Below are 26,143 nucleotides of genomic sequence, written 5' to 3'. Positions count from 1 at the left end.
CCTTGGGTCCATCAATCCACACTGGCCGCGATCACGCCTCCCAAACAGCTGCGGCCGTACGGTCGTCGGCGTATCCCTTGACCCGGACTTGGCTGTCGGCGAGGAACGCGGCGAGGCCGGGCGGGGGGCCTGACCACCTTCCGGTGAGGTAGTCGCACAGTTCGGGCTCGCCGCGCAGCGGGTCGGCGAGGCCGCCGGTGCACATGAGGAGGGTGTCACCCGGGCGGGCGACGGAGGCGCGGAAGCGGAAGGCCTCGCGGGGCGGCTCCGGGGCGGGTTCGTAGGGGCTCGGGGGTGTGGGGATGCCGAGGTCCATGGTGAGGCGGTCGCCGTCGGGGGTCTCGGAGGGCAGCGAGCCGAAGCCGACGACGGGTTCGCCGGTGACGTCGGTAATCCGCGGTTCGATGTCGTGCCACTCGCCGTCGCGGAGGCGGAAGAGGCCGCCCGCGCCGACGCCGAAGAAGACGCGGACACGGCAGTCGGGGTCGGCGGGCAGGAGCAGACAGCGCAGGGTGGCGGCGTACTCCTCCGGGTCGACGCCCTGTTCGACGGCGCTGGCGCGGAGCTTGCCGAGGCTGCGGTCGGTGAGCCGGTGCAGCCCCGACTTGAGGTCGCCCCGGCGGGCGGCACCGATGTCCTGCGCGAGCCGGGCGTGGCTGCGTCCGACGGCCCGGCCGATCCAGTGGCACGCCTCGGCGGCGGCGCGGTGGGCGCCGGGGGTGGCGCGGGCGCCGGTGGCCATGGCGACGAGGATCAGCGCCTGGTCGCCGGTGCCGAACCGGGCGGTGAGCAGGGAGTCCCGCCGTGGCTCGCCCCGGAACCTGGCCGAGTCCCCGCGCACCGACACCGCCCGCAGAGTGCAGGCTCCGTACCGGGCCCCGTCCAGCACGGTGTCCGCCACCAGGTCGTCGAGCTCGTCGGGGTCGGCGGGTGGCAGGGCGGTGGGTTCGGCGTCATAGGTGGGCGGCCCGGAGCCGACGAACCCGACGGGGGCGGGAGGGAGGGTGGGCAGGTCGAGGCGGGTGGCGGTGCGGGGTGTCTGCGGAGCGGGGGCGGCTTCGTGATCGTGTCCGGGGGGCTCGGGTGCGGGGTTGGGCTGGGTGGAGCCGGGACCGGCGGGGGCTTCCTGGGCGGCGCCGGTTTCGGGGCCGGGCGGGGTGGCCCACCAGTCGCCCGCACCGTGCCGCGTCTCGGCCGCGCCCACGGGACCCGGCACGTCCTCGGCACGGGCGTCGGTGTTCTGCGGTGGGGCGGAGGGGTACGGGGGTGCCGGGGGCCGCGGGGGTTCGGCCGGTGTCGGGGGTTCGGTCGGCCTCGGGGGGTCGGTCGGCATGCGTGAGGCCGGGACGGTCGGGGTCGGAGGTGTCTCCGTGGACGCGCGACCAGCGGGTGGCGAAGGTGGCCGGTCCTCTGGGGCGCGCGCGACGAAGCCGGGTGGTTTGGGGCCGGGCGGGAAGGGTGCGGGCGCGTCAGGAGGCGGTTCCCACGGAGTCCGGGGGCCGCCGGGCGATGGGCCCACTGCATCGGACGAACCTGCACGCGGCGCGGGAACCCCGCCACCGCCCCGAGCGCGCCACTCGTCCCCTGACCCGGCCCCGGACCCAGACTCGGACTCGGGCCACTGCCCCCCGGCCCCGGTCTCCGCCCGGGCGGCGGCCCGCTCGCCCTCGCCGCCGGCCTCCGCGGAGCCGGGTTGCCGGGGCGTGCCGTCCGCCCGGTCACCGGCACCGCCACCACGCCCCTCCCGGGTCGCCGCGTCCCCGACCGCCCCCGTGGCGGAGGCGAAGCGGTCGTCCAGGGTGTCCGGGGCAGGTGCGGGGCCCGTGTCGTCGGTGGAGTCGTACAGCTGTCCCCACCAGTCGTCCTCGTGACCGGTGGGCCTTCCCCCCTGCTGGCTCATGCCCCTAATTGTCCACCGCGGCGGCCGTATGAAAACGGGGCATCGGGAAAATCAAGCACCGCCGCACCCGTCGAACGGCGTGTCGAGTGATCCGTCGAACTCACGTCCCCCACCAGGTCGCCGGGCCCCGCCGGACGTGCGCTGATCTGCGCTTCGCGCCACCCTCCTGCACCCTGGACGAATGGGAGTGTGGGACCTCCTGCTGGTCGGCCTGGTCATGCTGTTCGGCCTGGTCGGGGTTCTGGTGCCCGGTGTGCCGGGGTCCTGGTTCGTGTGGGCGGCGGTCCTGTGGTGGGCGCTGAAGGATCCGCAGCCGCTCGCCTGGTTCGTGCTCGTGTCGGCCACCGCCGCCCTGTTCCTGTCCCAGGTGGTCCGCTGGGCGCTGCCACCGCGCCGGCTGCGAGACAGCGGGGCCACCCCGCGGATGGCGGTGTACGCCGGTCTGGGCGCGTTCCTCGGGTTCTTCCTCGTCCCCGTGCTCGGCGCGATCCCCGGCTTCATGGCCGGCGTCTACGTCTCGGAACGGCTCCGCCTCGGCCGCCACGGCGAGGCGAGGGCGGCCCTGCGGCAGGCGATGCGCTCGGGCGGCTCCAGCGTGCTGGCGGAACTGTTCACCTGTCTGCTCATCATGGGCGCGTGGCTGGGGGCGGTGCTGTGGGGCTGACACGGAACCGCGACCCCGGACGGGCCCCGGCCCGGCCGCCCCGTCCACCCCGTCCACCCCGGACGAGCCCAGGACCGGAGTCCGATGTGCGGGCGGCTCGCGCGTGTTTGGGTGGTTGCCATGACCGAATTCAGCGAGGCCGAGCGCGCGTACCTGAGGTCCCAGCGGCTGGGGCGGCTGGCCACCGTCGACCCGCAGGGACAGCCGCAGGCGAACCCGGTCGGCTTCTTCCCGCAGGACGACGGCACCATCCTGATCGGCGGCCACGCGATGGGCCGCACCAAGAAGTGGCGCAACCTCCAGAAGAATCCGAAGGTCGCGCTGGTGGTGGACGACATCGTCAGCCTGAGGCCGTGGCGGGTGCGCGGCATCGACATCCGCGGAGAGGCGGAACTCCTCACCGGCCCGCACGAGTTGGGCCCGCACTTCAGCGAGGAGCTGATCCGCGTCCATCCGCGACGCATCCACAGCTGGGGGCTGGAGGAGTCCTAGAGGGCCCTTTCGAGGGCGAGCAGGGCCGTCTTGCGCTCCAGGCCGCCCGCGTATCCGGTGAGCCGGCCGTTGGCGCCGATCACCCGGTGGCACGGGCGGAGGATCAGCAGCGGGTTCGCTCCGATCGCGCCGCCCACGGCCCGGACGGCGACCCCGGAGGCACCGACACGGGCGGCGATCTCACCGTACGTCGTGGTGGCGCCGTACGGGACGTCGTCGAGGGCGTCCCACACCCGGCTCCGGAACTCGGTGCCCTCGGGGCGCAACCGCAGCTGGAACTCCTTGAGTTCACCGGCGAAGTAGGCGGCGAGCTGCTCCTCTGCGTCCCGGAAGGGGGCGGGGTCGTGGACCCAGCCCTCCTGGACGGTACGGCCGTTCTTCTGCCCGGGCACGGACAGCGAGGTCAGCGCGCCGGTCTCGTCGGCGGTGAGGAGCAGGCTGCCGACGGGGCTGTCGACGCGGGTCCAGCGGACGGTCATGATTACTCCAACTCCCCTGCGGTGCGCAGGTGTTGCCAGGCATAGGAGCGCCAGGGGCGCCAGGTGTCGGGGGCGTCGAGGCCCGGTGGGGCGACGTCGGGGTCACCGAGGGCGCGGGCGCGCATGACAGCGACGGTACGGGCGTCCAGACCCGGCAGGGCGAGCAGCGCCTGCTGTGCCTCGTCGCGGTCGGCGCCCGGATCGAGTCGTACGGTTCCGTCGGCGAGGGCGGTGGCGAGGGTGCCCAGGGTGCCGGGCGCCCCGGAGAGGGCCGCGGGCTCGGGGAACAGGTGGGTCAGGCTGCCGCAGGGCGCGTCCAGGGTCTTGCCGTACCGCTGGACGAGCCGTTCGGATTCGGTACGGCCCACCAGTGCCCGTACGGCGAGCTCCTCGGGGTCGGCGGCGCCGGGTGACCGCAGTCCGGGCCGGGCGGCGACCAGAGGGGCGAGCCGGGGGTCCGCGCCGAGCCGTTCGTCCACGGCGTAGGGATCGGCGTCGAGGTCGAAGAGGCGCCGCAGCCGTCCGACGGCGGTGGTCAGGTCGCGGGGGTCGGTGAGGTGCAGCTGCGCGTCGAGCCAGCCGCCGGGGTGCGCGCCGGAGGTGGTCCTGGTGGTACCGGGGCGTTCGTGGACGGCGACGATGCCGGTGCCGTGCGGGAGGCGGAGGGTACGGCGGTAGGTGCGCCGGCCGGGTGGTCCGCTCACCTCCTCGACGCCGGGTACGGCCTCGCGCTCCAGCAGGTCGAGGACGGCGCCGGAGCGGTAGGGGCCGCGGTGGGCGAGCCGTAGCGGAATGCCGGCGGTGGGGGTGGGTGCGCGGCGGGCGGTCCGGGCGGCGGCCCGCAGTCCGCTGGGGGTCGAGGCGTAGATCTCCCGGATCGTGTCGTTGAACTGCCGGACGCTGGCGAAGCCCGAGGCGAACGCGATCTCCGTGACCGGCAGGCCGGTGGTCTGGAGCAGGACGCGCGCGGTGTGGGCGCGCTGGGCGCGGGCCAGGGCGACGGGTCCGGCGCCCAGTTCGGCGGTGAGCTGGCGCTGGACCTGGCGTGCGCTGTAGCCGAGGCGGCCGGCGAGCCCGGCGACGCCCTCCCGGTCGACGACGCCGTCGCCGATCAGGCGCATCGCCCGGCCCACCACGTCCGCCCGGACGTTCCAGTCCGCGGAGCCGGGCACCGCGTCCGGACGGCACCGCCGGCAGGCCCGGAAGCCGGAGCCCTGCGCGGCGGCGGCCGTCGCGTAGAAGCGGACGTTGTGCCGTTTCGGGGTCACCGCGGGGCAGCTGGGCCGGCAGTAGATGCCGGTCGTCTCGACAGCGAAGAAGAACTCCCCGTCGAACCGGGCGTCCCGGCTGCGGACCGCTTCGTACCTGGTGTCCTCGTCCATCACGCGTTCCAGTCTCCGCCCTGCGCGGGGGCGCCGCTGGCGGAAATCGGACAGGGCGATGCCGGGGGGAGAGCGACGGGCCCGTGGCCGGGTGCGGGTGCGTCGTGGCTGGTCGCGCAGTTCCCCGCGCCCCCAAGCAGGTGGGTACAGCCAGGCGGTCCACGACTGCACCCACCCAGGGGCGCGGGGAACTGCGCGACCAGCCCCCGCTCGGCCGCAGCCGAACGTCTACGCCCAGCGCCCCCTCTTCGCCTCCATCGCCGCCTTGCCCTGCGCCCCCCGCTTCTTCCACTCCTTCCGGATCTCCGAACGGAGCCTCGCGTCGGTCTTCGCCACGATCCGCTGGTTCTCCCGGATCAGCTTCCGGTAGCTCTCCAGCCGCCGCTCGGGCAGCTCACCGGAGTCGATCGCGGCCAGCACCGCGCACCCGGGCTCGCTCTCGTGCGCGCAGTCGTGGAAGCGGCACTGCCGGGCCAGTTCCTCGATCTCGGAGAAGACCTGTCCGACACCGGTCTCGGCGTCCCACAGGCCGACGCCCCTGAGGCCGGGCGTGTCGATCAGCACACCGCCGCCGGGCAGGGCGAGAAGGTTGCGGGTGGTGGTGGTGTGACGTCCCTTCCCGTCCGCGTCCCGCGTGGCCTGCACGGCCATCGCGTCCTCGCCGATCAGGACGTTCGCCAGGGTCGACTTTCCCGCACCGGACTGTCCGAGCAGCACGGTCGTACCGTCGGAGACAACCGCGAGGAGCAGGTCGAGCCCCTCCCCGTCGAGGGCGCTGACCGTCAGCACCGGAACCCCCGGTGCCGTCGTCTCCACGTCCTGCACGAGATGCGAGAGGGTCACCGCGTCCGGCACGAGGTCGGCCTTGGTGAGGACGACCACGGGCTGAGCGCCGGACTCCCAGGCCAGGGCGAGGAAGCGTTCGATACGACCGAGGTCGAGTTCGACGGCGAGCGACACGGCGACGATGGCGTGGTCGACGTTGGCCGCGAGGATCTGCCCCTCGGACCGCTTGGAGGAGGTGGAGCGCACGAAGGCGGTACGGCGCGGCAGATACGTCCGTACGTACCGCGGATTGCCCGCGGGCTCGACGACGGCCCAGTCGCCGGTGCACAGCACCCGCATCGGGTCGTTCGGGGTGACGAAGGCGGTGTCCGCCCGCAGCAAGCCGTCGGCGGTGACGACGTCGCACTGCCCGCGGTCGACCCGGACCACGCGTCCGGGCAGGAGCCCCTCGGGCTCGTAGGGGGCGAACGCGTCCGCCCATGCCTCGTCCCAGCCGTAGGGAGCGAGAGCGGAGAAAACCTGAGAAGTGGAGCTGGAAGTCAAGGGAGACCCTTCACAAGGGTGGCCCGGCGCAGGGAGTTGATGTCAGCCGAGGGCCACGGAGGTGGACTTGATGATCTGGATGCGGGCAGGGCGCAGCGCAAAGACAGCCATCGGTCGACACCTCCCTCATTCCTCGCTCGTGGGGCACGGCAGCCGTGAGCCGCCGTGCGAAGTGCCCTCACTGTAGAGGCACGCGCGTCGGGGGCGCCATGGGTTTTCCGGTCCCCGGAGCGCGGGCCCTGCGCCCGCCCGCCCCACTCGCCTCACTCGAACAGCCCGGGTGCGCTGGTCGTCCGGGAGATGCGGTTGTGGCATGGGAGGCGACCCCCCATCTCCAGGAGAGCCCGTGATGACCCAGCGCCCCTCCCGCCCCCTGCGCCTCCTCGCTCCGGCCCTGGCCGCCGGTGTCCTGTTGACGACATCCGCGTGTTCGGACGGCGACGACAGCGGGCGGGGCCGCGCGGACACCACGGAGATCTCCTCCTCGCCGCTCGCCCAGGCGTCCCCGGCCGCGCTCACCCCGGCCGGGGCGCGGGCCGCGCTGGTGACCGAGGCGGATCTGGAGGACGACTGGAGCCAGGTCAAGAACGCGGCCACCTGGCGCGACAGCCTGCTGGTCGGCAAGGTGGACGTCGCCGACTTCATCACCGGCAAGGCGGACGCCGCCGACTGCCAGAAGCTTCTCGACCGGCTCTACGGCGACGATCTCCTGGGCAAGCCGTCCGGGGCGTCCGCGCTCACCGGCTTCGAGGAGGGTGCGTCCCGGCTGCTGTACCAGGTGGCCGCCTACGACAGGGCGGGGCTGGACAGCTCCTTCTCCTGGCTGAAGAGCCTGCCGGTCAAGTGCGACCAGTTCACGGTGACGGACGACTCCGGGGCCGAGCGCACGGTCCAGGTGACCGAGCGGTCCCTGCCCAAGGAGGGCGACGCCCGTCAGGGGCTGCGGGTCACGGTCCGGGGCACCTCGGGCGGCGAGCCCGCCACGCTCACCCTCGACGTCGCGGCCGTGCGGGTGGGCACGGACGCCATCACCCTCACCAACGGCGGCCTCGACGGAGTGGACGGCGACAGCACCGAGCAGGCGGTGAAGCTGGGCACGGCCCGGCTGAAGGACGTCCAGGCGGGCCGGACCCCGTCCGCCGACCCGGGTGAGGTCGACTGACGGGCTGACGGGAACCGCCCGTCCGGGGCCACGCCCGCGGGCCCGGCGGCGGCCATCGGCCGTCGGGGTGTTCCCGCCCTGTGCGCCATGTGACATAGTACTGACGTGAGCAAGCGACTGACCTGCGATGTCGTGGTCGTCGGCGCCGGGATGGTGGGCGCGGCCTGTGCCCTGTACGCCGCCCGGGCGGGTCTCGACGTGATCGTCGTCGACCGCGGCCCGGTGGCCGGCGGCACCACCGGCGCCGGTGAGGGCAATCTCCTGGTCTCCGACAAGGAGCCCGGCCCCGAGCTCGGACTCGCCCTGCTGTCCGGCCGGTTGTGGGCGGACCTGGCGGAGGAGGTCGGCGGCGCGATCGAGTACGAGCTCAAGGGCGGCGTGGTCGTCGCCGCCGGCCCCGACGGCCTTGAGGCCCTGGAGAAGCTCGCGACCGGACAGCGGGCCGCGGGTGTCGAGGCGGAGCGGGTGGACGCGGACCGCCTGCGGGAACTGGAGCCCCACCTGGCCCCCGGGCTCGCGGGCGGCGTGCTGTATCCCCAGGACGCGCAGGTCATGCCGACGCTCGCCGCCGCCCGTCTCCTACGGGCCTCGGGCGCCCGGCTGTTCACCGGTGCGGCGGTGACCGAGGTGCTGCTCGGGGCCGGCGGTGCCGTCCGCGGGGTGCGGACCGGCCGGGGGGAGATCCACGCGCCGCACGTCGTCAACGCCGCCGGGACCTGGGGCGGTGAGCTGGCCGCGCTGGCGGGAGCGGACCTGCCCGTGCTTCCGCGGCGCGGCTTCGTCCTCGTCACCGAGCCGCTCCCCCGCCTGGTCCGCCACAAGGTGTACGCCGCCGACTACGTGGCCGACGTGGCCAGCGACTCGGCGGCCCTGCAGACCTCGCCGGTGGTCGAGGGGACGGCCGCGGGGCCCGTCCTGATCGGCGCGACCCGCGAACGGGTCGGCTTCGACCGCTCGTTGTCGCTTCCCGCGCTGCGGGCGCTGGCGGCGGGCGCGACCCGGCTGTTCCCGTTCCTGGAGCGGGTGCACGCGATGCGGGCCTATCTCGGCTTCCGGCCGTACATGCCCGATCACCTGCCCGCGATCGGGCCCGACCCGCGGGTGCCGGGGCTGCTTCACGCGTGCGGCCACGAGGGCGCGGGCATCGGACTGTCCACCGGGACGGGGCAGTTGATCGCCCAGGTGCTGACCGGGCAGGCCCCTGCCCTGGATCTCGCGCCCTTCCGGCCCGACCGTTTCGACACCTCCGGCTCTTCACCCGCCACCTCGCCCGCCACCTCGCCCGGCTCCCGGGAGGCCTCGTGAATCCGCTGGACCTGGTGCGCGCCGAGCCCGGCCCCGCCTTCACCGTCACGCTCGACGGGCGGGAGGTCGAGGCCCTGCCCGGCCAGACCGTCGCCGCCGCCCTGTGGACGGCGGGGGTCACCTCCTGGCGCACCACCCGGGGCGAGGGCCGCCCGCGGGGGATCTTCTGCGGCATCGGCGTCTGCTTCGACTGCCTGGTGACCGTCAACGACCGCCCGAACCAACGCGCTTGCCTGGTGCCCCTGCGGCCGGGTGACGCGATCCGCACCCAGGAGGGGACGGGCCACGATGAGTGAACCCAGCCTGGCGGTGATCGGCGCGGGCCCGGCCGGACTCGCCGCCACCCTCGCGGCGGCCGCCCGCGGCATCCGCGTCACACTGATCGACTCGGCGCCGGAGGCGGGCGGGCAGTTCTACCGGCAGCCCGCACCGGGGCTCGGGGCCCGCCGCCCGCAGGCCCTGCACCATCAGTGGCGGACCTGGGAGCGGCTCCGGGACAGGCTCCGCACCCACGTACGGGCGGGCACCGTACGGCACTTGACGGACCATCACGTCTGGTTCGTGGAGCGCCGGGGCGCCGCCCGGCTCACCGTGCACGCCCTCACCGGCCCCGAGCAGGCCGAGGCGGCCGAGGTGCACGCCGACGCCGTCCTCCTCGCCACCGGGGGCTACGAGAAGGTGCTGCCCTTCCCCGGCTGGACCCTGCCCGGCGTGGTCACCGCGGGCGGGGCGCAGGCCATGCTCAAGGGCGGACTCGTGCTGCCGGGCCGCACCGCCGTCGTCGCCGGGACCGGGCCGCTGCTGCTGCCCGTCGCCACCGGGCTCGCCGCGGCGGGCGCGACGGTGGCCGCGCTGGTGGACTCGGCCGACCCGGCGGCGTTCGTACGGCGGTCCCGGGCGCTGGCGGCCCGACCGGACAAGGTGGTTGAAGGCGCCGGGTACGCGGGCCGGTTGCTGCGGCACCGGGTGCGCACGTTCCTCCACCACACCGTCGTGGCGGCGCACGGCGCCGAGCGGCTGGAGGCGGTGACGGTCGCGGCCCTCGACCGGAACGGACGGGTGCGCCCGGACACCCGTCGGCGCCTCGACTGCGACACCCTCGCCGTGGGCCACGGCATGCTGCCGCACACCGACCTCGCCGACGCGCTGGGCTGCCGCGTCGACGGGACCGCCGTGCACGTCGACGACGAGCAGCGCACCGACGTGCCGGGCGTGTGGGCGGCGGGCGAGACCACCGGCATCGGCGGCTCCGCCCTCTCGCTCGCCGAGGGGCACATCGCCGGGCGGTCGATCGCGGCACGGCTGGCCGGGCGGACGCCGGACCCGGCCTCGTGGGCGGCCGCCGCGCGGACCCGGGAGCGGCTGCGGGCCTTCTTCGCCGCCGTCGACTCCGTGTACGCGCCGCCCGCGCACTGGGCCGAACAGGTCACCGACGAGACCGTGGTGTGCCGCTGCGAGGAGGTGCCGGCCGGTGCGGTGCGGGAGGCGGTGCGGGAGCTGGGGGCCGGCGATCTGCGGACCGTGAAGCTGCTCACGCGCGCCGGGATGGGCTGGTGCCAGGGCCGGGTGTGCGGGCCCGGGGTGGCCGGAATCGCCGGATGCGAGCAGTCGGCGGGGCGCAGACCGTTCGCGCGGCCGGTGCCGCTGGGCGTGCTGGCGCGGGCCGGAGAGAGCGAGGAGTCGGCGTAGACCGGAGAGGGTCGTCACTGGCCCCGGGATCAGTGCAATGTCACACCTCATGAACACCCCATGAACACCCCAGGAGAGGGAAACCGTATGACCACCACCGACCTGCGCCCCTGGCGCGGTGTTCTCGTCGCCACCGCGCTGCCGCTGAACGACGACCTGTCCGTGAGCCACGACCAGTACGCCGAGCACTGCGCCTGGCTGGTCGAGAACGGCTGCGACGGGGTCGTGCCGAACGGCTCGCTGGGCGAGTACCAGGTGCTGACGCCCGAGGAGCGGGCCGAGGTCGTGAAGACGGCCGTGGCGGCGATCGGCGGTGAGCGGGTGATGCCGGGAGTCGCCGCGTACGGCTCGGCGGAGTCCCGCCGCTGGGCCGAGCAGGCGCGCGACGCGGGCTGTGCCTCCGTGATGCTGCTGCCGCCCAACGCCTACCGCGCCGACGAGCGGTCCGTGCTCGCACACTACGCCGAGGTCGCGAAGGCGGGCCTGCCGGTCGTGGCGTACAACAACCCCGTCGACACCAAGGTCGACCTGGTGCCGGAGCTGCTGGCCAAGCTGCACGCGGAGGGGTTCATCCGGGCGGTCAAGGAGTTCTCCGGTGACGTCCGGCGCGCCTACCAGCTCGCCGAACTCGCCCCGGAACTCGACCTGCTGATCGGCGCCGACGACGTACTGCTGGAGCTGGCGCTCGCCGGGGCCAAGGGCTGGGTGGCCGGCTACCCGAACGCGCTGCCCAGGTCGTCGGTCGAGCTGTACCGGGCCGCGGTGAGCGGCGACCTGGCCACCGCGAAGAAGCTGTACGAGCAGTTGCACCCGTTGCTGCGCTGGGACTCCAAGGTCGAGTTCGTGCAGGCGATCAAGTTGTCGATGGACATCGTGGGCCGGCCCGGCGGGAAGTGCCGTCCGCCGCGGGTCCCGCTGCTGCCCGAGCAGGAGGCCGTCGTGCGGGCCGCCACCGAGAAGGCGGTCGCGGCCGGGCTCGTGTGAGTCTCGTACCGTCCCTTCGAGCACCAGGAGCGTCATGCGCAGCAAACTCGTCCTGCACGCCGTCGACTCGCACACCGAGGGCATGCCCACCCGCGTGGTCACCGGCGGGATCGGCACGATTCCCGGCGCGACCATGAACGAGCGGCGGCTGTGGTTCCGTGAGCACCGCGACGACGTCAAGCAGCTCCTGATGAACGAGCCGCGCGGGCACTCGGCGATGAGCGGCGCGATCCTCCAGCCGCCGACCCGCCCGGACTGCGACTGGGGTGTCGTCTACATCGAGGTCTCGGGCTATCTGCCGATGTGCGGACACGGCACCATCGGGGTGGCGACCGTGCTGGTGGAGACCGGGATGGTCGAGGTCGTCGAGCCGGTCACCACGATCCGGCTCGACACCCCGGCGGGGCTGGTCGTCGCCGAGGTCGCGGTGCAGGACGGCAGGGCGCAGCACGTCACGCTCCGGAACGTGCCGTCCTTCTCCGTCGCCCTGGACCGGAGGATCGCACTGGCCGACGGGCGGACGGTGACGTACGACCTGGCGTACGGCGGCAACTTCTACGCCATCCTGCCGCTGGAGGAGTTCGGGCTGCCCTTCGACCGGGACCGCAAGGACGACATCCTGCGGGCGGGGCTGTCCCTGATGGCGGCGATCAACGCCGAGGAGGAGCCGGTCCATCCGCAGGACCCGTCCATCCGCGGCTGCCACCACGTCCATCTGCTCGCACCCGGCGCCACCGCCCGACGCTCCCGGCACGCGATGGCCATCCATCCCGGCTGGTTCGACCGCTCCCCCTGCGGCACCGGCACCAGTGCGCGCATGGCCCAGTTGCACGCGCGCGGTGAACTCCCGCTGCACACCGAGTTCGTGAACGAGTCCTTCATCGGGACGCGGTTCACGGGCCGGCTCCTCGGCACCACCGAGGTGGCGGGCCGCCCCGCCGTGCTGCCCAGCTTCACCGGGCGCGCATGGATCACCGGCACGGCCCAGTACCTGCTCGACCCGACCGATCCGTTCCCGGCGGGCTTCGTCCTGTGAGCCCCGTGCGGGTCGAGGATAATGCCGGGTGCCGCGTGACATTGCACCACTAGGAGATGCCCCTCATGGCCGCCCAGCGATCCAGCACCCCGGCCCTGCCCGTCCTCGGCGGCAGGAAGAGCAGCTACCGGGAGCGGGTCGCCGACGCCCTGCGGGCCGCGCTGATCGCGGGCGAGCTGCTCCCGGGGCAGGTGTACTCGGCGCCCGCGCTCGCCGCCCGCTTCGGTGTGTCGGCCACGCCCGTGCGCGAGGCCATGCTCGACCTCGCCAAGGAGGGCCTGGTCGACACCGTCCCCAACAAGGGGTTCCGGGTCACCGCGGTCTCCGAGGAGCAGCTCGACGAGTACACCCACATCCGCTCGCTCATCGAGATCCCCACCGTCGTGGAGCTGGCCTCGACCGCCGACCCGGTCTCCCTGGAGGCGCTGCGTCCGGCAGCCCGGGAGATCGTCCAGGCGGCGGTCTCCGGTGACCTCATCGCGTACGTCGAGGCCGACACCCGCTTCCACCTCGGCCTGCTCGCGCTCGCGGGCAACGCGCACCTGGTCCAGGTGGTCGGCGACCTCCGCAAACGGTCGCGGCTCTACGGCCTCACGCCCCTGGTCAAGTCCGGCCGCCTGCTGGCCTCCGCCGAGGAGCACCTCGAACTCCTCGACGCGCTGGTCGCCCGCGACGAACCGGCGGTGCGCGAGGTGATGACCCGGCACATCGGTCATGTGCGGGGGCTGTGGGCGGCGCCGTAGGACGAGTTGCATGCTCCCGCCGCCCCCTGCGCTCAGGGCGTGCACCTCAGGACTTCACGCACTCCCGCCCGTTGAGGGAGAAGCCGTACGCCGGGGCGTTCCTGCTCTGCCAGGAGGCGAGGAAGCCGAAGGAGAGCGAACCGTCCGCGGGGACCGACTTGTTGTAGTCGGCGGCGGTCGCGGTGACCTTCGCGCCGCTCTGGTTGAAGTCCGCGTCCCACATCTGCGTCACCTTCTGGCCGTCCTTGAAGGACCAGGTGACCTGCCAGTCGTCGAGCGCCTCGGCGGTGGTGACGGTGACCTCGGCCTGGAAGCCGTCGGGCCACTGGTTGACGAGGGAGTACTCGACCCGGCAGGCCGGCGTGACGCTCCGGGTGGGCCCCGGGTCCTCGGCGCTTGCGGAGGAGGTGCCCTGGGGTTCGGGGTCGGAGTTCTTCGCAGCCGTGGACTCCGACGGGTTCCCCGTGGGCGCCGTGGGGGTGCCCGCCGAGCCCGGCGCCCGTGAGGTGGCGGCCGGGACGGACGAGGTGGGGTTGGCCACCGGCTCGCCCTCGGTGGAGACACCTGGTTGGGCGGCGCCGCTCTCCATGTCGTCGCCGGGCATCATCGAGACGGCGAGGGCGAGCAGGGAGACCAGGACGGCGGCCACGAGCAGTCCGTTGCGCACGACCTTCGCCTTGTGGGCGCCGGGGTTCGGGGGCGCGCCCTCCAGCGCCGGCGGGCGCCCGGCACCGAGGCGCACCTCGGCGGCCCGGCGGCGGCGCTCCAGATACGCGAGTCCGCCCCAGCCGATCACACCGCCCGCGAGGGCCGCGGGCAGGCCGCCGCCGTGCAGCCGAAGACAGGCGGCCGCCTCGGCGCACTGCTGGCAACGCGCGAGATGGCGGGAGAGGTCCTCCGGGGTCTCACCGGAGGTGGAGCGGGTGACGGCGTCCAGCAGCCGGGCGTAGCTGCGGCACTGCGCGTCCATCGGCATGTCGAGGTGGTTGCGGTGGCTGCGGTCCCGGAACAGGCCGCGCACCTGGGCGAGTTCGTCACCCACGGTGGCCGGGTCGAGGCCGAGCCGGCGGGCCACCACGGGCAGCGGCAGCGCCTCCACCTCGGCCAGCCACAGCAGTTCGGCGTCCGCCGCCTGAAGGTCGCGCAGTCCGCGCAGGGCGATGGGGCGCTGGAGCGGGGGGCCGGTGTAGCGGGCGGCCTTGTCGGAGTTGAGCCACAACCGCAGATCGGGGTCGAGACGGTGGCCGAGGCCCTGCATCTCCCAGTCCGCCGCGGTGACGCGAACTGCGGTGAGCAGCAGGGGTATTCGGGGCAGCCGGGCCGGACGGCGGCCGGCGCCGCGGACCGCGGCCTCCGCCTCGCGGGCCTCACGCATGCCCAGGGAGAACGCCTCCGTGGCCAGTTCGGTGGCGGCGGCGGAGCCGGCCGTGCACAGATCGGCGTACGACAGCACGGCATCCCAGCACTCGGAGAACAGCGCGGCCTCGGCGGCGTCCTGGGGGGTCGGCAGGTCGGGCATGGGTCTCCTGCATCAAAAGCGAGGTCAACTCGCCATACTGGCAAAGGAGTTGGGGGGAACCTCGCGGCAGGACAGGAGCCTTTCACGTCTCCCACACAACTGACAAGCAGGCCATTCAAATCGGTTACCGAGGGTTCGGTCCAGCCCCACACGGCACAGGGCCACGCGGAGTCACACCGTTGTGTACGGACCGGAACCGGGAACGTATCAATCCCGCCACACGAGAACCAGCCGTGACGGAAAATACGCCGTGCCGGGACCGGACATGCCACCGCTCCGGGCAGCCGCGGGAACCGCGGAAGCCGCCCGGAGCGGGATGTCGTACGGAGCGGGACGTCGTACGGGAGGGATGTCGTACGGGAGGGATCAGACCTCGGCCGGCTCCGGCGCGGCCGGGAGGCTGTCCATGAAGGAGCTCACGGAGAAGACGGCACGGCCGGGTCCGGGCGGGCCGTATCCGGGGGGTGAGGAGAGGCCGAAGTCCTCCATGGTCTGGCGATAGGCCTGGAGCAGCCGGATGTGGTACTCCAACGGCGCGCCCTGCGGGTTGGCCTTGCCGAGCGGGGTCGTCGGCTCGGGGCACCACGTGGTGAAGCGGGGCGTGATGCCGTTGGACATGAAGAAGCGCAGGCCCTCGGTGGTGGACGCGATGGCCTCGTCGACGGTCTTGAAGCCGAAGGGCTCGGCCATCTCGACGCCCGCGACAAAGTTGGGGATCACATTGCGCGCGCCGAACACCTCGGCGGAGTCCAGGATCCGCTTGTGCCACTCGTCGCGGCCGACGTACCGCTCCTTGCCCGGGCAGTACATCTTGAAGAGGTACTCGTCCCACACCTCGTAGTTGGGGTGGTAGATCTGCACGCCGTAGTCCTTGAAGCGCTGCACGTCGTCGCGGGGCAGCGCCTGGGCGACGACCTTGCCGATCCAGCGGCCGGGGAAGCGCTCCTCGATGGCCTTGGCGTAGTGGCCGTAGAAGTCGGCCTCGTCGCGGCCGGAGACGGTCTTGGTGATCGCGCCGCCGGTGAGCGTGTAGGCGGTGGACGCCTTCGCGGTGTCGTACCGGTCGATGATCTCCAGGGCTTCGAGGACCTCCTCGACGTCCTTGACCCCGGTGTACGGCCGCCCGGCCGCCTTGTGCTGGCGCCAGTTGTGGTTGATGTCGCAGTACTGGCACTCCTCCTTGGCGCCGAAGTACTGGCACACCCGGAAGACGGTCAGATAGATGAGATAGCCCCACTGGATGGTCGGGGCGACCTCCATGACGGACTTGCCGTTGGAGAGCTTGTGCCGGTAGTACTCCGGCATCGGCGGCACGCCCACGTCGGCGATGCGCTTGCCGTCGAGGTAGAGCCCGAGCATGCCGCTGTCGTCGGCGGCGACGCGGTAGGGCGAGGCCGGGTTGACCCGCACCGAGACGACGGTCCTGCGCAGGTCGTACGGGCCGCCGGTGAGGATGATCTCCTCCGGCGGCCGGCGCAGCGCGGCCTCGCCCAGCTCCGGCAGGGTGCCGTGGTCGAAGGAGAAGATGAAGTACGACTTCGGCTTCACCTCACCTGATTCGTTGTCGCTGAGGGCGGACGGGTCGAAGGCCACGCCACCCCGCAACAGGTCCTCCTTGAAGACGGCTTCCCGCGGAACCTGCGGGAACCGCTCCATCAGATCCTCGACCAGCGCGGTACGGCTGCCCATCCCGTGTCTCCTCCCGGTTCGGACGTACGACTCCTCACGGTATGCCCTCGCTCGGACATCATCGGTGCCGGGTCCCCTCACGGCGTGCGACATGTCCAGGTACGGGGGTTTGTGCGGGCAGGAACGGGCCCGGAACGGGTGCACCCCACACCGAGGTGAGCGGAAGCACACCCGCCCACAGCCCCGGCTCGGCGTCGGGTCCGTCTCCGTCGTCGGGCGCGCCGGTGCGGATCTTGACGGAGGCCTCGTCGAGCCGGAGGGCGAGCAGGGTGGTGGCCGCGAGTTCCTTCCGGCTCGGCCGTCTGGCGTACGACCACTGCCCGGGCGCCGCGTGTTCGGTGAGCCGGCGCAGGCCCTCCAGCTTCTCCTCGGGGTCGGTCACCTTGCGGGCCTCGCCGTGGATCATGGCGCTGCGGTAGTTGACGCCGTGCTCGAAGACGGACCGCGCGAGGACCAGCCCGTCGACGTGGGTGAGCAGACCGGCGTACCGCCGGCGAGGCTGCGGCTGGCCACCGATCCCTGCGGACAGAGCCGTCGCTCGTGCCGCCCGTACGCCGTGGGCACGACCATCGGCCGCCCCTCGACCACGGCCCCGAGATGACAGACGAACCCGGCGTCGAGGATCGCCTCCAGGTCGGCCCGGTCCAGGCTGCCCTGTTCGCGCAGGCGCCGGTGGCGGGTGAGATCGGTCTCGGGAAGCTGGTCAGGAGCCATGAACCAGGACGCTACTGACACAGCGATGCCAGGACCAGTCTCCTGCCCCGCCGGCCCTTGCAGCAGCCGAAAACACAACGAAATCCGCAGCTCAGGCCGTCCGCTCCAGCTCGGCGAAGTCCACCGGCCACGCGAGCCCCGCCCCGGACACGAGCCGCTGCGCCTCCTCGGCGACCGCGAGGCCCAGGCGCGCCAGTTCGTTCCCCTGGGATCCCGCGAGGTGGGGGGTGACGAAGGCGTTCGGCAGATCGTGCAGGGGTGAGTCGGCGGGCAGGGGTTCCGGGTCGGTGACGTCCAGGACCGCGGAGAGGCGGCCGGTACGGAGCTCCTCGACGAGGGCGTCCGTGTCGACGAGACTGCCCCGCGCGGTGTTGACCAGGACCGCCCCGTCCGGCATCAGGGCCAGCTCGCGCCGGCCGATCAGATGCCGGGTCTCAGGGGTCTCCGGGGCGTGGACGGTCACGATCTGCGAGGTGCGCAGCAGGTCGGCCAGCCCCACCAAGGGCACCCCCAGCTCGGCTGCCGCCGCCTCGTCGACGTACGGGTCGGTCAGGCTCACCGCGAGGTCGAAGGGGCGCAGCAGCTCGATCACCCTGCGCCCGATCCGTGAGGCCCCGATCACCCCGACCCGCCGCCCGTGGTTGCCGAGGCCGGGCACCACCCCCCAGCCGGGAGAGGCCCGCTCTGCGCGCATCCGCTCGCGGCGCACGAAGGCGTCCTTGCCGGCGAGCAGGATCACGGCGAGCGTGTACTCGGCGACGGGCACCGCGTTGGCCTCCGCGGCCGAGGAGACCGCGATCCCGCGCCGCCAGACCTCGGGGGTGGCGAAGCCCTTGACCGAGCCGGCCGAGTGCAGGACGGCCCGCAGTTTCGGGGCCGCGTCGAGGACGGCCGCGTCCAGGCGCGGACAGCCCCACCCCGTCACGAGGATCTCGGTGCGGGTCAGGACGTCCGCGAGCGCCGGGTCGGTGAGGTCCTCGGCCACCAGCGCGGGATCGATGTCCACGTGCTCCCGCAACCGCGCCAGCACCTCGGGCGGGAAGACGAGCGGCACGTTCTCGGCCGTCATGGCGAACAGCGCCTGGGGTCGCTCGGGCACGGTGGGGGTCCTCCAGACCTGGCGAAATGTTGTAGAAAACGCTCTCTACGTTAGGCCGCGGCAAATGAGAGGGTCAACGCATACACACTCCCGGGAGGAACGACGGACATGTCGGAGACGATCACGAACTGGGCGGGGAACATCACCTACTCCGCCGGGGAACTGCACCGGCCCCACTCGCTCGACGCCATCGCAGCGCTGGTCGCGGACAGCACGCGGGTGCGGGTGCTGGGCAGCGGGCACTCCTTCAACGAGATCGCCGAGCCGGGTCCGGGGGGCGTCCTGCTGTCGATCGCCGGTCTGCCGCCGGTGATCGACGTGGACACCGCGGCCCGTACGGTACGGGTCTCGGGCGGCGTCCGGTACGCCGAACTGGCGCGCACGGTCGGCGCCCACGGCCTCGCGCTGCCCAACATGGCGTCGCTGCCGCACATTTCGGTGGCCGGCTCGGTCGCGACCGGCACCCACGGCTCGGGGGTGGGCAACGGTCCGCTGTCCTCGGCGGTGCGGGCGGTGGAGCTGATCACGGCCGACGGCTCGGCCCTGACCATCGGCCGGGACGACGACCCGCGCTTCGGCGGCGCGGTCACCTCCCTGGGCGCGCTCGGAGTGGTCACCGCGCTCACCCTGGACCTGGTGCCCTCCTTCGACGTGGAGCAGTACGTCTTCACCGAACTCCCCCTCGCCGGGCTGGACTCGGCGGTCTTCGAGACGGTCATGTCGGCGGCGTACAGCGTCAGCCTGTTCACCGACTGGCGGGCGCCCGGCTTCCGGCAGGTCTGGGTCAAGCGGCGGACCGACCAGCCCCTGGCGGACTTCGCGTGGGCCGCGCCCGCAACCGAGAAGATGCACCCGGTACCGGGGATGCCCGCGGTCAACTGCACGGAGCAGTTCGGGGTGCCGGGGCCCTGGCACGACCGACTGCCGCACTTCCGGGCCGAGTTCACACCGAGCAGCGGGGCGGAGCTCCAGTCGGAGTACCTGCTGCCGCGCGCGTACGCCGTCGAGGCGCTGCACGCGGTGGACGGCATCCGGGAGACGGTCGCCGACGTGCTCCAGATCTGCGAGGTGCGGACGGTGGCCGCCGACGAGCAGTGGCTGAGCCCCTCCTACGGCCGCGACACCGTGGCCCTGCACTTCACCTGGATCGCGGACACCGCGGCCGTCCTTCCGGTGGTGCGTCGGCTGGAGGAGTCGCTGCACGACTTCGAGGCGCGGCCGCACTGGGGGAAGGTGTTCACCACGCCCGCCGAGGTCCTGCGCGAGCGCTACCCGAGGCTCGGCGACTTCCGGAAGCTGGCGCGTGAGCTGGACCCCGAGGCAAAATTCGCCAACGCCTTCGTGGGGGCCGTACTCGCCGACTGACTTTATAAAGCCCCTTTCCTAACCCCTTGTACAAAGTCCTCCGCAGCCCATAGCCTTGCGCCGCGCCGGTGCCACTGTCGTTCCGGCATGAGCGAAAGGACGGGGGCAGGACCGGTGAAGCGCACATCACGCGACATCCGCACCGCGAACCGCTACGAGGTGTTGCGCCAGATCATCGCCGAGTCGCCCACGTCCCGGCAGGAGCTGGCGGCGGCGACCGGGCTGAGCCTGGCCACCGTCGCCACGCTGGTGGGCGAGCTGCTCGACCTGCGGATGATCACGGAGGTCGGGTTCGAGGAATCGGCCGGCGGGCGTCCGCGGGGGCTCGTCGCCGTCAACGCGTCGGGGGGCGCGTTGATCGGCGTGGACATCGCGGAGACATACGTCCACGTCGAGCTGTTCGACCTCGCGCTGAACGTCCTGGCCCGTGCCGAGGAGGACGTCCGCCCCGGTGAGAGCCTCCCCGAGCAGGTGGTCGGCCATGTCGCGGCCGCTGTCGGCTCGGTGGTCACGCAGGCCGGGATCGAGGGCGCCCGGGTGCTCGGCGTGGGCGTGAGCGTGCCGGGCCAGGTGGACCGCGCGACCGGCATCTCGGAGTACGCGCCCAACTGGGACTGGCACGACGTGCCGCTGCTCGACCTGCTCTCCGAGTACATCGCCTACCCGCTCTACCTGGACAATCCGCTGCGTGCCGTCGCCGTGGCCGAGCAGTGGTTCGGGGCCGCGCGCGGACGTGGGAACGCCGTGGTGGTCACCCTCGGCACCGGTGTGGGCGCCGGGCTCGTGCTGGGCGGCGCCCTGCACCGCGGTGTGTCCAACAGCGCCGGCGAGTGGGGTCACAACACGATCGTCCTGGACGGACGCCTGTGCCGCTGCGGCAACCACGGCTGTGTGGAGACGTACGTGGGCGCGCCCGGCATCATGCTGAACCTGCGGGAGCTGAGCCCCGACAGCGAGCTGCTGCACCCGGGGGACCAGACCGCGACGATCAGCGCGCTGGCCCGGGGGATGCGCACCGGGGACCCGGTGGCGGTCGAGGTCGTCCGGCACACCGCCCGCTATCTGGGCGCCTCCATCGCGCACCTGGTCAACCTGGTCAACCCCGAGGTGGTCGTGCTCAGCAGCTGGGTAGCGGCCGCCCTGGGCGAGCCCCTGGTCGCGGAGGTGCGCGAGGCCGTCGGCCGGCACGCGCTGCCCCGGCCGATGGCCGCCACCGAGATCGTCCTCTCCCCGATCCCGACGGACCCGGCGTGCCTGGGCGCGGCGACGTTCGCGCTCGAAGGGGCGCTCCAGTCGGTCGGGCAGAGGTCCGCGAAACGCACCACCCCCGCAAGGACGAAGACGCACGACCCCCGCTAGGAGCCGTACCGCACCACCTTCATGACGACGGAAGGGATGCACGTGTCTCACCCCCACCGCAAGAGATCGGCCCTGCTGACAGCCGCAGCCGCGTTCGCTGTCGCGGGACCGCTGATATCCGCTCCGCAGGCGTCGGCCGCCACCCCCACGGTGGCCGAAGTCTCCCCGCACGCCGCCCAGACCATCGACAACATCGGTGCCTCGGGCGCCTGGTGGGTCAACGACCTGAAGAACTTCGACCCGAAGGTCCAGGCCCGGGTCGCCGAGCTGCTGTTCTCCAAGGACGGCCTGGCGCTCAGCAGTTACCGCTACAACATCGGCGGGGGCGGCACCGGCGTGACCTACGCCCCCCGCGCTCCCGAGAACTTCCTGAACGACGACGGGTCCTACGACTGGAGCAAGGACAAGGCGGGCCGCACGTTCCTGTACGCGGCCGCCAGGTACGGCGTGCAGGACCTGATCGCCTTCGTCAACAGCGCGCCGGCGCAGTGGAAGACCAACGCCAAGAGCTGCGGCGGCTATCTGAAGGCGGAGAACACGCAGGACTTCGCCCACTACGTCGCCGACGTCACCGACCACTTCGCGAAGCAAGGCGTGACGTTCGACTACATCAGCCCCTTCAACGAGCCGACCAACAGCTTCGACAGCTGCGGCCAGGAGGGCATGCTGGTGCCGGTCGACCAACGCGACGACATCGTGCGGGCGTTGGGCGCCGAGCAGCGGGCGCGGCAGCAGCGGACCGGCATCATCGCGGACGAGTCCAGCTCCACGGTGAGCTTCAACACCGAGCTCCCGCAGTGGATCTCGCAGCCGGACACCGCCCAGTACGTCGACAGGCTCGCCCACCACACGTACAACAACCCGGGCGACGACCAGCGGGCGAAGATCTACGAGACGTCCAGGTCGGTCGGCAAGCGGTCCTGGTCCACGGAGATCTGCTGCTTCGGCAAGGGCGGCACGGGCTGGGCGCAGGAGTACGACCCCACGATCGACGGCGGCCTGAACCTCTCCCGGATCATCTACAAGGACTTCGCGACCGCGCACGACTCGGCGTTCCAGTGGTGGGTCGCCCTGTCGGAGATGATCGGCAGCGACCCCCTCACCCGCAACGACGAGGGCTGGAACGACGGCCTGATCTACTACGCCCCGAACTACGCCGCCAACGGCAACCAGACCCTGTACTTCACCAAGCGCTACTACGCGCTCGGCCAGTACAGCAAGTTCGTCCGGCCGGGCGCGGTCGCCCACAACGTGACCGGCGTACCGGACGGCGTCGAGGTGTCGACGTACGACGACCACGGCAAGTGGGTCGTCGTGGCCAACAACCACAACACCACCGACACCGCGGTGAACCTGCACTTCAACAGCAAGGCCCCGGTGCGTGCGAGCAAGGCCGTGCGGACCTCGGCGACCGAGAGCTGGGCGAACGTCACCAAGCCCGCGGTCAGGGGCGGCACCGCCTCGGCGACCCTGCCGGCCCGGTCCGTCACGACGTACGTCCTCGACCAGAAGGGCCGCGGCACCTCGGCGGTCACGGGCGCGCTCCAGGGCAGGCAGTCCGGCAAGTGCCTGACCGCGGACGCCTCGGGTGCGGTGATCACCAGCTGCACGGGAGGCCCCGAGCAGGTGTGGTCGTACGACGCGAAGGGCCGCCTGAAGGGCGTGAACGGCTTTCTGACCGCGGGGAGTTCGGGGCTCGCCACGAGCCCGGAGGCGACCCGTGACGGCAGCCAGCAGTGGCTGCTGAACTCCAACGGCCAAGTCGTCAGCGAGGCGTCCGGCACCTGCCTGGACGTCGGCGGACAGGCGACGGCCGACGGCAGCAGGGTCGGCCTGTGGTCCTGCAACGGCGGGACCAACCAGGCCTGGTCCAGGCAGTAACACCCCACTCCTCCAAGGGGTCGCGGGCCGCTGGTGCGGCGGCCCGCGATCCCAGGGCGTCCGGTATCCCGAACGCTGCGCAACGCTTCGAGCAGACTTCGTCCAACCCCTTGCCGAAGCCTTAGCCGAAGGTTAACGTCCCCGCACCGCCACAGCATTCGAGCCACCTGGCACTGAGCCGCAGAGCCAAGGCGCAGAGCCGCAAGCCGTATTCGAGACAAGGACGTCAGCATGTCGGCAATGAGCAGCACCAACTGGAACCGTCGTCACGTCATGAAGGCCGCGATGGGTCTGGCCGCCGCCGGCGGACTGGCCGCGTGCGGCAGCAACACCGGCCGGAGCAGCGGGGGGTCGGGCGACGCGCTCGTCCAGTTCTTCCACGCCTACGGCGAGGCGGGTACGGAGCAGGCCATCAAGCGGTACGCGAAGGCGTACAAGAAGGCCAACGTCACCACCAACTGGATCACGGGCAACAACTTCGAGGCGAAGCTCTTCGCTTCCCTGCTCACCAAGCAGGCGCCCGACGTGTTCGAGTTCCACCCGCAGATCCAGATGGTCAAGAGCGGCCAGGTCGCGGACCTGACCGACATCATCGACCCGGTCAAGGACGACTTCAACCCGGCCGACATCAAGTCGCACACGGTGGACGGGAAGATATACGGCGTCCGCATGATCGACGACCCGCAGTTCTTCTTCTACCGGAAGTCGATGCTGGAGGCGGCCAAGGTCGACGTGCCGACCACCCTCGACGAACTGCTCGAGGCCGCCGAGAAGCTCACCACCAGCAAGGTCAAGGGCGTCTTCCTCGGCAACGACCTCACCCCGGCCATCAACCCGCTCATCTGGTCGGCCGGAGCGGACACCCTCACCCCCGACAACAAGCCCGCCTTCCACACGGACGCGGTCGTCGCCGGCATGAAGCAGCTGCGCCAGCTCTTCACCAGCGGCAACCTGCTGCTCGACGCCCCGGCCGACTACTGGGACCCCTCCGCGATCAACCAGGGTCTGTGCGCCATCCAGTTCTGCGGTATGTGGGCCATGCCCGCCATGCAGAAGGCACTCGGCGACGACCTCGGCGTCTTCCCCTTCCCCAAGGTCGGCGACAACGGCAAGCAGTCGGTCTACAACGGCGGCTGGTCGATGTTCGTCAACGCCAAGGGCAAGAACGTCGACGCGGCCAAGGAGTACGTGAAGTGGCTGTGGATCGACCAGAAGCAGTACCAGGAGGACTGGGCCACCTCCTACGGCTTCCACATCCCGCCGCGCACCTCCATCGCCGAGTCCGCCACCAAGCTGAAGTCGGGGCTGCCGGCCGAGGGCGTCAAGCTCTTCAACGAGTTCGGGCACTTCGACAACATCGGCTGGACCCAGGCGATGATCACGGCCCTCACCGACGCGTTCGCCAACAGCATCCGTAAGAACGGCGACCCGAACGCCGCGCTCGCCACCGCGGAGAAGAAGGTCGACGCCGAGCTCAAGAAGCTGTTCGGTTAGGCCGACGGGGAAACCACGACATGTCGACCACCACCACGCGCGGGGTCGCCCAGCCCGCCCCGGCCAAGGCCGCACCGGCCCGGCCGCGGCGGCGGCTGCGGGGCAACCCCACCTTCAACTTCTGGCTCTTCACCGGACCGTTCCTCGTCGGCCTGGCGATCTTCGTCTTCGTGCCGATCGTCTGGAGCATCTGGCTCAGCTTCTTCGACGCGCGCTTCACCGTCACGCCGAGCAAGTTCGTCGGCCTCGACAACTACAAGAGCATGCTGACGAACCCCAACTTCACCGGTTCCCTGGTGACGTTCACGGTGTTCGCCGCACTCATCGTGCCGCTCACCTGGGCCCTTTCCCTGGCCCTCGCGATGCTGGTGCACCGCCTGCGGTTCATGCGGGCGTTCTTCCGGTCGGTGTTCTTCCTGCCGACCGCCGTGTCGTACGTCGCCGCCGCGCTGATCTGGAAGATGTCCATCTTCACCGGCGTCCGCTTCGGCCTGATGAACACCGTCCTCGGCTGGTTCGGCGTCGAGAACATCGCCTACCTGTCCGACCCGAATCCGCCCTGGTACTGGCTGGTCATCGTGACCGTACGCCTGTGGCTCCAGGCCGGCTTCTACATGATCCTGTTCCTGGCCGCGCTCCAGAACATCCCGGCGGAGCTGTACGAGGCGGCCGCGATCGACGGCGCCAAGCCGGGCTGGCAGACCTTCCGGTACATCACGCTGCCCCAGCTGCGCGCCACCTCGACCGCGGTGATCCTGCTGCTGCTCGTCGCCGCCTACCAGGCGTTCGACGAGTTCTTCAACATCATCTCGACCAAGGCGACCTGGGGCCAGACCCCTCTCATGATCCTCTACAAGACCGCCCTCGGCGAGAACCAGGACTACGGTGCCGGCAGCGCGGGCGCCGTCATCCTCACGGTGCTGATCTGCTCCGTCACGCTCCTCCAGGGCAAGTTCATGGGCTTCGGAAGGGGGGAGGACTCCAAGTGACCACCACCGCACCTCAGGTGGGCAGGGACAGCCGCAAGAAGCGCGGCGGCGTCCTCGGCAACACGGGCCTGTACATCGCCGTCAGCGTCGCGGCCCTGCTCTTTCTGCTCCCCTTCTACCTGATCCTGCGCAACTCCCTGTCCACGGACCCGGAGATCACCGGCGAGAACTGGAAACTGCTCCCCTCCTTCCAGTGGGGCAACATCAGCGAGCTGTTCAACGACCCGACGGTGGACTTCGCCAAGTCCATGTGGAACTCGACGGTGATCGCCGTCTCCATGACCGTCGGCACCCTGCTGATCTGCTCCCTGGCCGGCTACGGCCTCGCCCGGATCCCCTACAAGCACGCCAACAAGGTCTTCTACGTCGTCCTGGCGACCCTGATGGTCCCGACCGCCGTCACCTTCGTGCCCAGCTTCGTGCTGGTCTCGTCCCTGGGCTGGATCGACACCTACCGCGGCCTGATCATCCCGGGCCTGTTCAGCGGTTTCACCTGCTTCCTGTTCCGGCAGTACTTCCTCGGGTTCCCGAAGGAGCTGGAGGAGGCGGCCCGCGTGGACGGACTCGGATACTGGGGCGCATACTGGCGCATCGTGGTGCCCAACTCGCTGAACTTCTTCGCGGCGATGGCGACGATCACGTTCATCAGCGGGTGGAACGCCTTCCTGTGGCCGCTGGTCATCGGCCAGGACCCGAGCTCCTGGACCGTCCAGGTGGCGCTCTCCTCCTTCATGACCAACCAGACCGTCAACTTCCACCTGATCTTCATGGCCACGGCCATTTCCATCCTGCCCCTGGTGTTCGTGTTCCTCTTCCTCCAGCGCTGGCTGGTCCAGGGAATCGCGCAGACCGGCATCAAGGGCTGACAC

Annotated in this window: 22 protein-coding genes and 1 pseudogene; 15 read left to right on the top strand and 8 right to left on the bottom strand. The window is 71.8% G+C overall.

Features of this window, described 5'->3' with window-relative positions; all coding sequences use genetic code 11:
- Positions 1-31: 31 nt before the first annotated feature.
- Positions 32-1,900: a protein phosphatase 2C domain-containing protein gene (locus tag M2163_RS36875; protein WP_280896150.1), complete on the bottom strand. Its 1,869-nt coding sequence runs from the start codon at positions 1,898-1,900 to the stop codon at positions 32-34.
- Between the two features lie 181 nt (positions 1,901-2,081).
- On the opposite strand from M2163_RS36875, the gene M2163_RS36870 reads away from it, so the two are divergent.
- On the top strand, positions 2,082-2,564 hold the full coding sequence (locus tag M2163_RS36870; RefSeq protein ID WP_280848580.1) for a DUF456 domain-containing protein: 483 nt from the start codon (positions 2,082-2,084) through the stop codon (positions 2,562-2,564).
- A gap of 120 nt (positions 2,565-2,684) precedes the next feature.
- Complete coding sequence (locus M2163_RS36865) at positions 2,685-3,056, top strand: PPOX class F420-dependent oxidoreductase (protein ID WP_280896149.1); 372 nt, start codon at positions 2,685-2,687, stop codon at positions 3,054-3,056.
- Here M2163_RS36865 and M2163_RS36860 read toward each other — a convergent pair.
- The 3 genes from M2163_RS36860 to rsgA form a co-directional block, all read right to left on the bottom strand.
- Positions 3,053-3,535, bottom strand: coding sequence for a methylated-DNA--[protein]-cysteine S-methyltransferase (locus tag M2163_RS36860; RefSeq protein WP_280848582.1), 483 nt, complete (start codon positions 3,533-3,535; stop codon positions 3,053-3,055). The genes M2163_RS36865 and M2163_RS36860 overlap by 4 nt on opposite strands.
- Before the next feature lie 2 nt (positions 3,536-3,537).
- Positions 3,538-4,917, bottom strand: coding sequence for a DNA-3-methyladenine glycosylase 2 family protein (locus M2163_RS36855; RefSeq protein ID WP_280897371.1), 1,380 nt, complete (start codon positions 4,915-4,917; stop codon positions 3,538-3,540).
- Between the two features lie 228 nt (positions 4,918-5,145).
- Positions 5,146-6,246 (bottom strand): ribosome small subunit-dependent GTPase A, encoded by a 1,101-nt coding sequence (gene rsgA / locus M2163_RS36850; protein WP_280896148.1) that lies wholly within the window; start codon positions 6,244-6,246, stop codon positions 5,146-5,148.
- 349 nt (positions 6,247-6,595) lie between these two features.
- On the opposite strand from rsgA, the gene M2163_RS36845 reads away from it, so the two are divergent.
- The 7 genes from M2163_RS36845 (at position 6,596) to M2163_RS36815 (ending at position 13,165) form a co-directional block, all read left to right on the top strand.
- Positions 6,596-7,408 (top strand): hypothetical protein, encoded by an 813-nt coding sequence (locus tag M2163_RS36845; protein ID WP_280848584.1) that lies wholly within the window; start codon positions 6,596-6,598, stop codon positions 7,406-7,408.
- A gap of 105 nt (positions 7,409-7,513) precedes the next feature.
- Positions 7,514-8,713: an FAD-binding oxidoreductase gene (locus tag M2163_RS36840; protein ID WP_280896147.1), complete on the top strand. Its 1,200-nt coding sequence runs from the start codon at positions 7,514-7,516 to the stop codon at positions 8,711-8,713.
- A complete protein-coding gene (locus tag M2163_RS36835) occupies positions 8,710-9,009 on the top strand; it encodes a (2Fe-2S)-binding protein (protein WP_280896146.1) in 300 nt (99 codons plus the stop codon). The genes M2163_RS36840 and M2163_RS36835 overlap by 4 nt, the downstream gene beginning before the upstream one ends.
- A complete protein-coding gene (locus tag M2163_RS36830) occupies positions 9,002-10,402 on the top strand; it encodes an FAD-dependent oxidoreductase (protein ID WP_280896145.1) in 1,401 nt (466 codons plus the stop codon). Before M2163_RS36835 ends, M2163_RS36830 begins: the two co-directional genes overlap by 8 nt.
- A gap of 87 nt (positions 10,403-10,489) precedes the next feature.
- Complete coding sequence (locus M2163_RS36825) at positions 10,490-11,386, top strand: dihydrodipicolinate synthase family protein (protein ID WP_280896144.1); 897 nt, start codon at positions 10,490-10,492, stop codon at positions 11,384-11,386.
- A 34-nt stretch (positions 11,387-11,420) separates the two neighbouring features.
- Complete coding sequence (locus M2163_RS36820; protein ID WP_280896143.1) at positions 11,421-12,422, top strand: proline racemase family protein; 1,002 nt, start codon at positions 11,421-11,423, stop codon at positions 12,420-12,422.
- A 65-nt stretch (positions 12,423-12,487) separates the two neighbouring features.
- A complete protein-coding gene (locus M2163_RS36815; protein ID WP_280896142.1) occupies positions 12,488-13,165 on the top strand; it encodes a GntR family transcriptional regulator in 678 nt (225 codons plus the stop codon).
- 46 nt (positions 13,166-13,211) lie between these two features.
- On the opposite strand, the gene M2163_RS36810 is transcribed toward M2163_RS36815, so the two are convergent.
- The 4 genes and pseudogenes from M2163_RS36810 to M2163_RS36795 form a co-directional block, all read right to left on the bottom strand.
- Positions 13,212-14,684, bottom strand: a complete 1,473-nt coding sequence (locus tag M2163_RS36810) for a cellulose binding domain-containing protein (RefSeq protein WP_280896141.1) — start codon at positions 14,682-14,684, stop codon at positions 13,212-13,214.
- A gap of 366 nt (positions 14,685-15,050) precedes the next feature.
- Complete coding sequence (locus tag M2163_RS36805; protein WP_280848592.1) at positions 15,051-16,373, bottom strand: radical SAM protein; 1,323 nt, start codon at positions 16,371-16,373, stop codon at positions 15,051-15,053.
- Between the two features lie 58 nt (positions 16,374-16,431).
- Positions 16,432-17,087 (bottom strand): annotated as a pseudogene (locus M2163_RS36800) (pyridoxamine 5'-phosphate oxidase family protein).
- 91 nt (positions 17,088-17,178) lie between these two features.
- Entirely contained in the window at positions 17,179-18,186 is a 1,008-nt protein-coding gene (locus M2163_RS36795; RefSeq protein ID WP_280896140.1) for a hydroxyacid dehydrogenase, read from the bottom strand.
- 108 nt (positions 18,187-18,294) lie between these two features.
- On the opposite strand from M2163_RS36795, the gene M2163_RS36790 reads away from it, so the two are divergent.
- From M2163_RS36790 to M2163_RS36765, 6 genes are all read left to right on the top strand, one after another.
- A complete protein-coding gene (locus tag M2163_RS36790) occupies positions 18,295-19,551 on the top strand; it encodes a D-arabinono-1,4-lactone oxidase (RefSeq protein ID WP_280896139.1) in 1,257 nt (418 codons plus the stop codon).
- Positions 19,552-19,665: 114 nt separating this feature from the next.
- Positions 19,666-20,910, top strand: coding sequence for an ROK family transcriptional regulator (locus M2163_RS36785; protein WP_280896138.1), 1,245 nt, complete (start codon positions 19,666-19,668; stop codon positions 20,908-20,910).
- 36 nt (positions 20,911-20,946) lie between these two features.
- Positions 20,947-22,791, top strand: coding sequence for a glycoside hydrolase (locus M2163_RS36780; RefSeq protein WP_280896137.1), 1,845 nt, complete (start codon positions 20,947-20,949; stop codon positions 22,789-22,791).
- A 231-nt stretch (positions 22,792-23,022) separates the two neighbouring features.
- Complete coding sequence (locus M2163_RS36775) at positions 23,023-24,285, top strand: sugar ABC transporter substrate-binding protein (protein WP_280848597.1); 1,263 nt, start codon at positions 23,023-23,025, stop codon at positions 24,283-24,285.
- Between the two features lie 20 nt (positions 24,286-24,305).
- Entirely contained in the window at positions 24,306-25,274 is a 969-nt protein-coding gene (locus M2163_RS36770) for a sugar ABC transporter permease (RefSeq protein ID WP_280848598.1), read from the top strand.
- Positions 25,271-26,140 (top strand): carbohydrate ABC transporter permease, encoded by an 870-nt coding sequence (locus tag M2163_RS36765; RefSeq protein ID WP_280896136.1) that lies wholly within the window; start codon positions 25,271-25,273, stop codon positions 26,138-26,140. Before M2163_RS36770 ends, M2163_RS36765 begins: the two co-directional genes overlap by 4 nt.
- Positions 26,141-26,143 lie beyond the last annotated feature (3 nt).

The sequence above is a fragment of the Streptomyces sp. SAI-135 genome (assembly GCF_029893805.1).
Lineage (GTDB): Bacteria > Actinomycetota > Actinomycetes > Streptomycetales > Streptomycetaceae > Streptomyces.
The sequence above is the reverse complement of the archived record's forward strand: the minus strand, read 5'-3'. Positions and strand labels throughout refer to the sequence as shown.

What these genes read in the sequence shown, in the direction of transcription:
- M2163_RS36875 (WP_280896150.1), bottom strand. Translation starts at nt 1,900, where the DNA reads ATGAGCCAGCAGGGGGGAAGGCCCACCGGTCACGAGGACGACTGGTGG.
- M2163_RS36870 (WP_280848580.1), top strand. Translation starts at nt 2,082, where the DNA reads ATGGGAGTGTGGGACCTCCTGCTGGTCGGCCTGGTCATGCTGTTCGGC.
- M2163_RS36865 (WP_280896149.1), top strand. Translation starts at nt 2,685, where the DNA reads ATGACCGAATTCAGCGAGGCCGAGCGCGCGTACCTGAGGTCCCAGCGG.
- M2163_RS36860 (WP_280848582.1), bottom strand. Translation starts at nt 3,535, where the DNA reads ATGACCGTCCGCTGGACCCGCGTCGACAGCCCCGTCGGCAGCCTGCTC.
- M2163_RS36855 (WP_280897371.1), bottom strand. Translation starts at nt 4,917, where the DNA reads ATGGACGAGGACACCAGGTACGAAGCGGTCCGCAGCCGGGACGCCCGG.
- M2163_RS36845 (WP_280848584.1), top strand. Translation starts at nt 6,596, where the DNA reads ATGACCCAGCGCCCCTCCCGCCCCCTGCGCCTCCTCGCTCCGGCCCTG.
- M2163_RS36830 (WP_280896145.1), top strand. Translation starts at nt 9,002, where the DNA reads ATGAGTGAACCCAGCCTGGCGGTGATCGGCGCGGGCCCGGCCGGACTC.
- M2163_RS36825 (WP_280896144.1), top strand. Translation starts at nt 10,490, where the DNA reads ATGACCACCACCGACCTGCGCCCCTGGCGCGGTGTTCTCGTCGCCACC.
- M2163_RS36820 (WP_280896143.1), top strand. Translation starts at nt 11,421, where the DNA reads ATGCGCAGCAAACTCGTCCTGCACGCCGTCGACTCGCACACCGAGGGC.
- M2163_RS36815 (WP_280896142.1), top strand. Translation starts at nt 12,488, where the DNA reads ATGGCCGCCCAGCGATCCAGCACCCCGGCCCTGCCCGTCCTCGGCGGC.
- M2163_RS36810 (WP_280896141.1), bottom strand. Translation starts at nt 14,684, where the DNA reads ATGCCCGACCTGCCGACCCCCCAGGACGCCGCCGAGGCCGCGCTGTTC.
- M2163_RS36805 (WP_280848592.1), bottom strand. Translation starts at nt 16,373, where the DNA reads ATGGGCAGCCGTACCGCGCTGGTCGAGGATCTGATGGAGCGGTTCCCG.
- M2163_RS36790 (WP_280896139.1), top strand. Translation starts at nt 18,295, where the DNA reads ATGTCGGAGACGATCACGAACTGGGCGGGGAACATCACCTACTCCGCC.
- M2163_RS36780 (WP_280896137.1), top strand. Translation starts at nt 20,947, where the DNA reads ATGCACGTGTCTCACCCCCACCGCAAGAGATCGGCCCTGCTGACAGCC.
- M2163_RS36775 (WP_280848597.1), top strand. Translation starts at nt 23,023, where the DNA reads ATGTCGGCAATGAGCAGCACCAACTGGAACCGTCGTCACGTCATGAAG.
- M2163_RS36770 (WP_280848598.1), top strand. Translation starts at nt 24,306, where the DNA reads ATGTCGACCACCACCACGCGCGGGGTCGCCCAGCCCGCCCCGGCCAAG.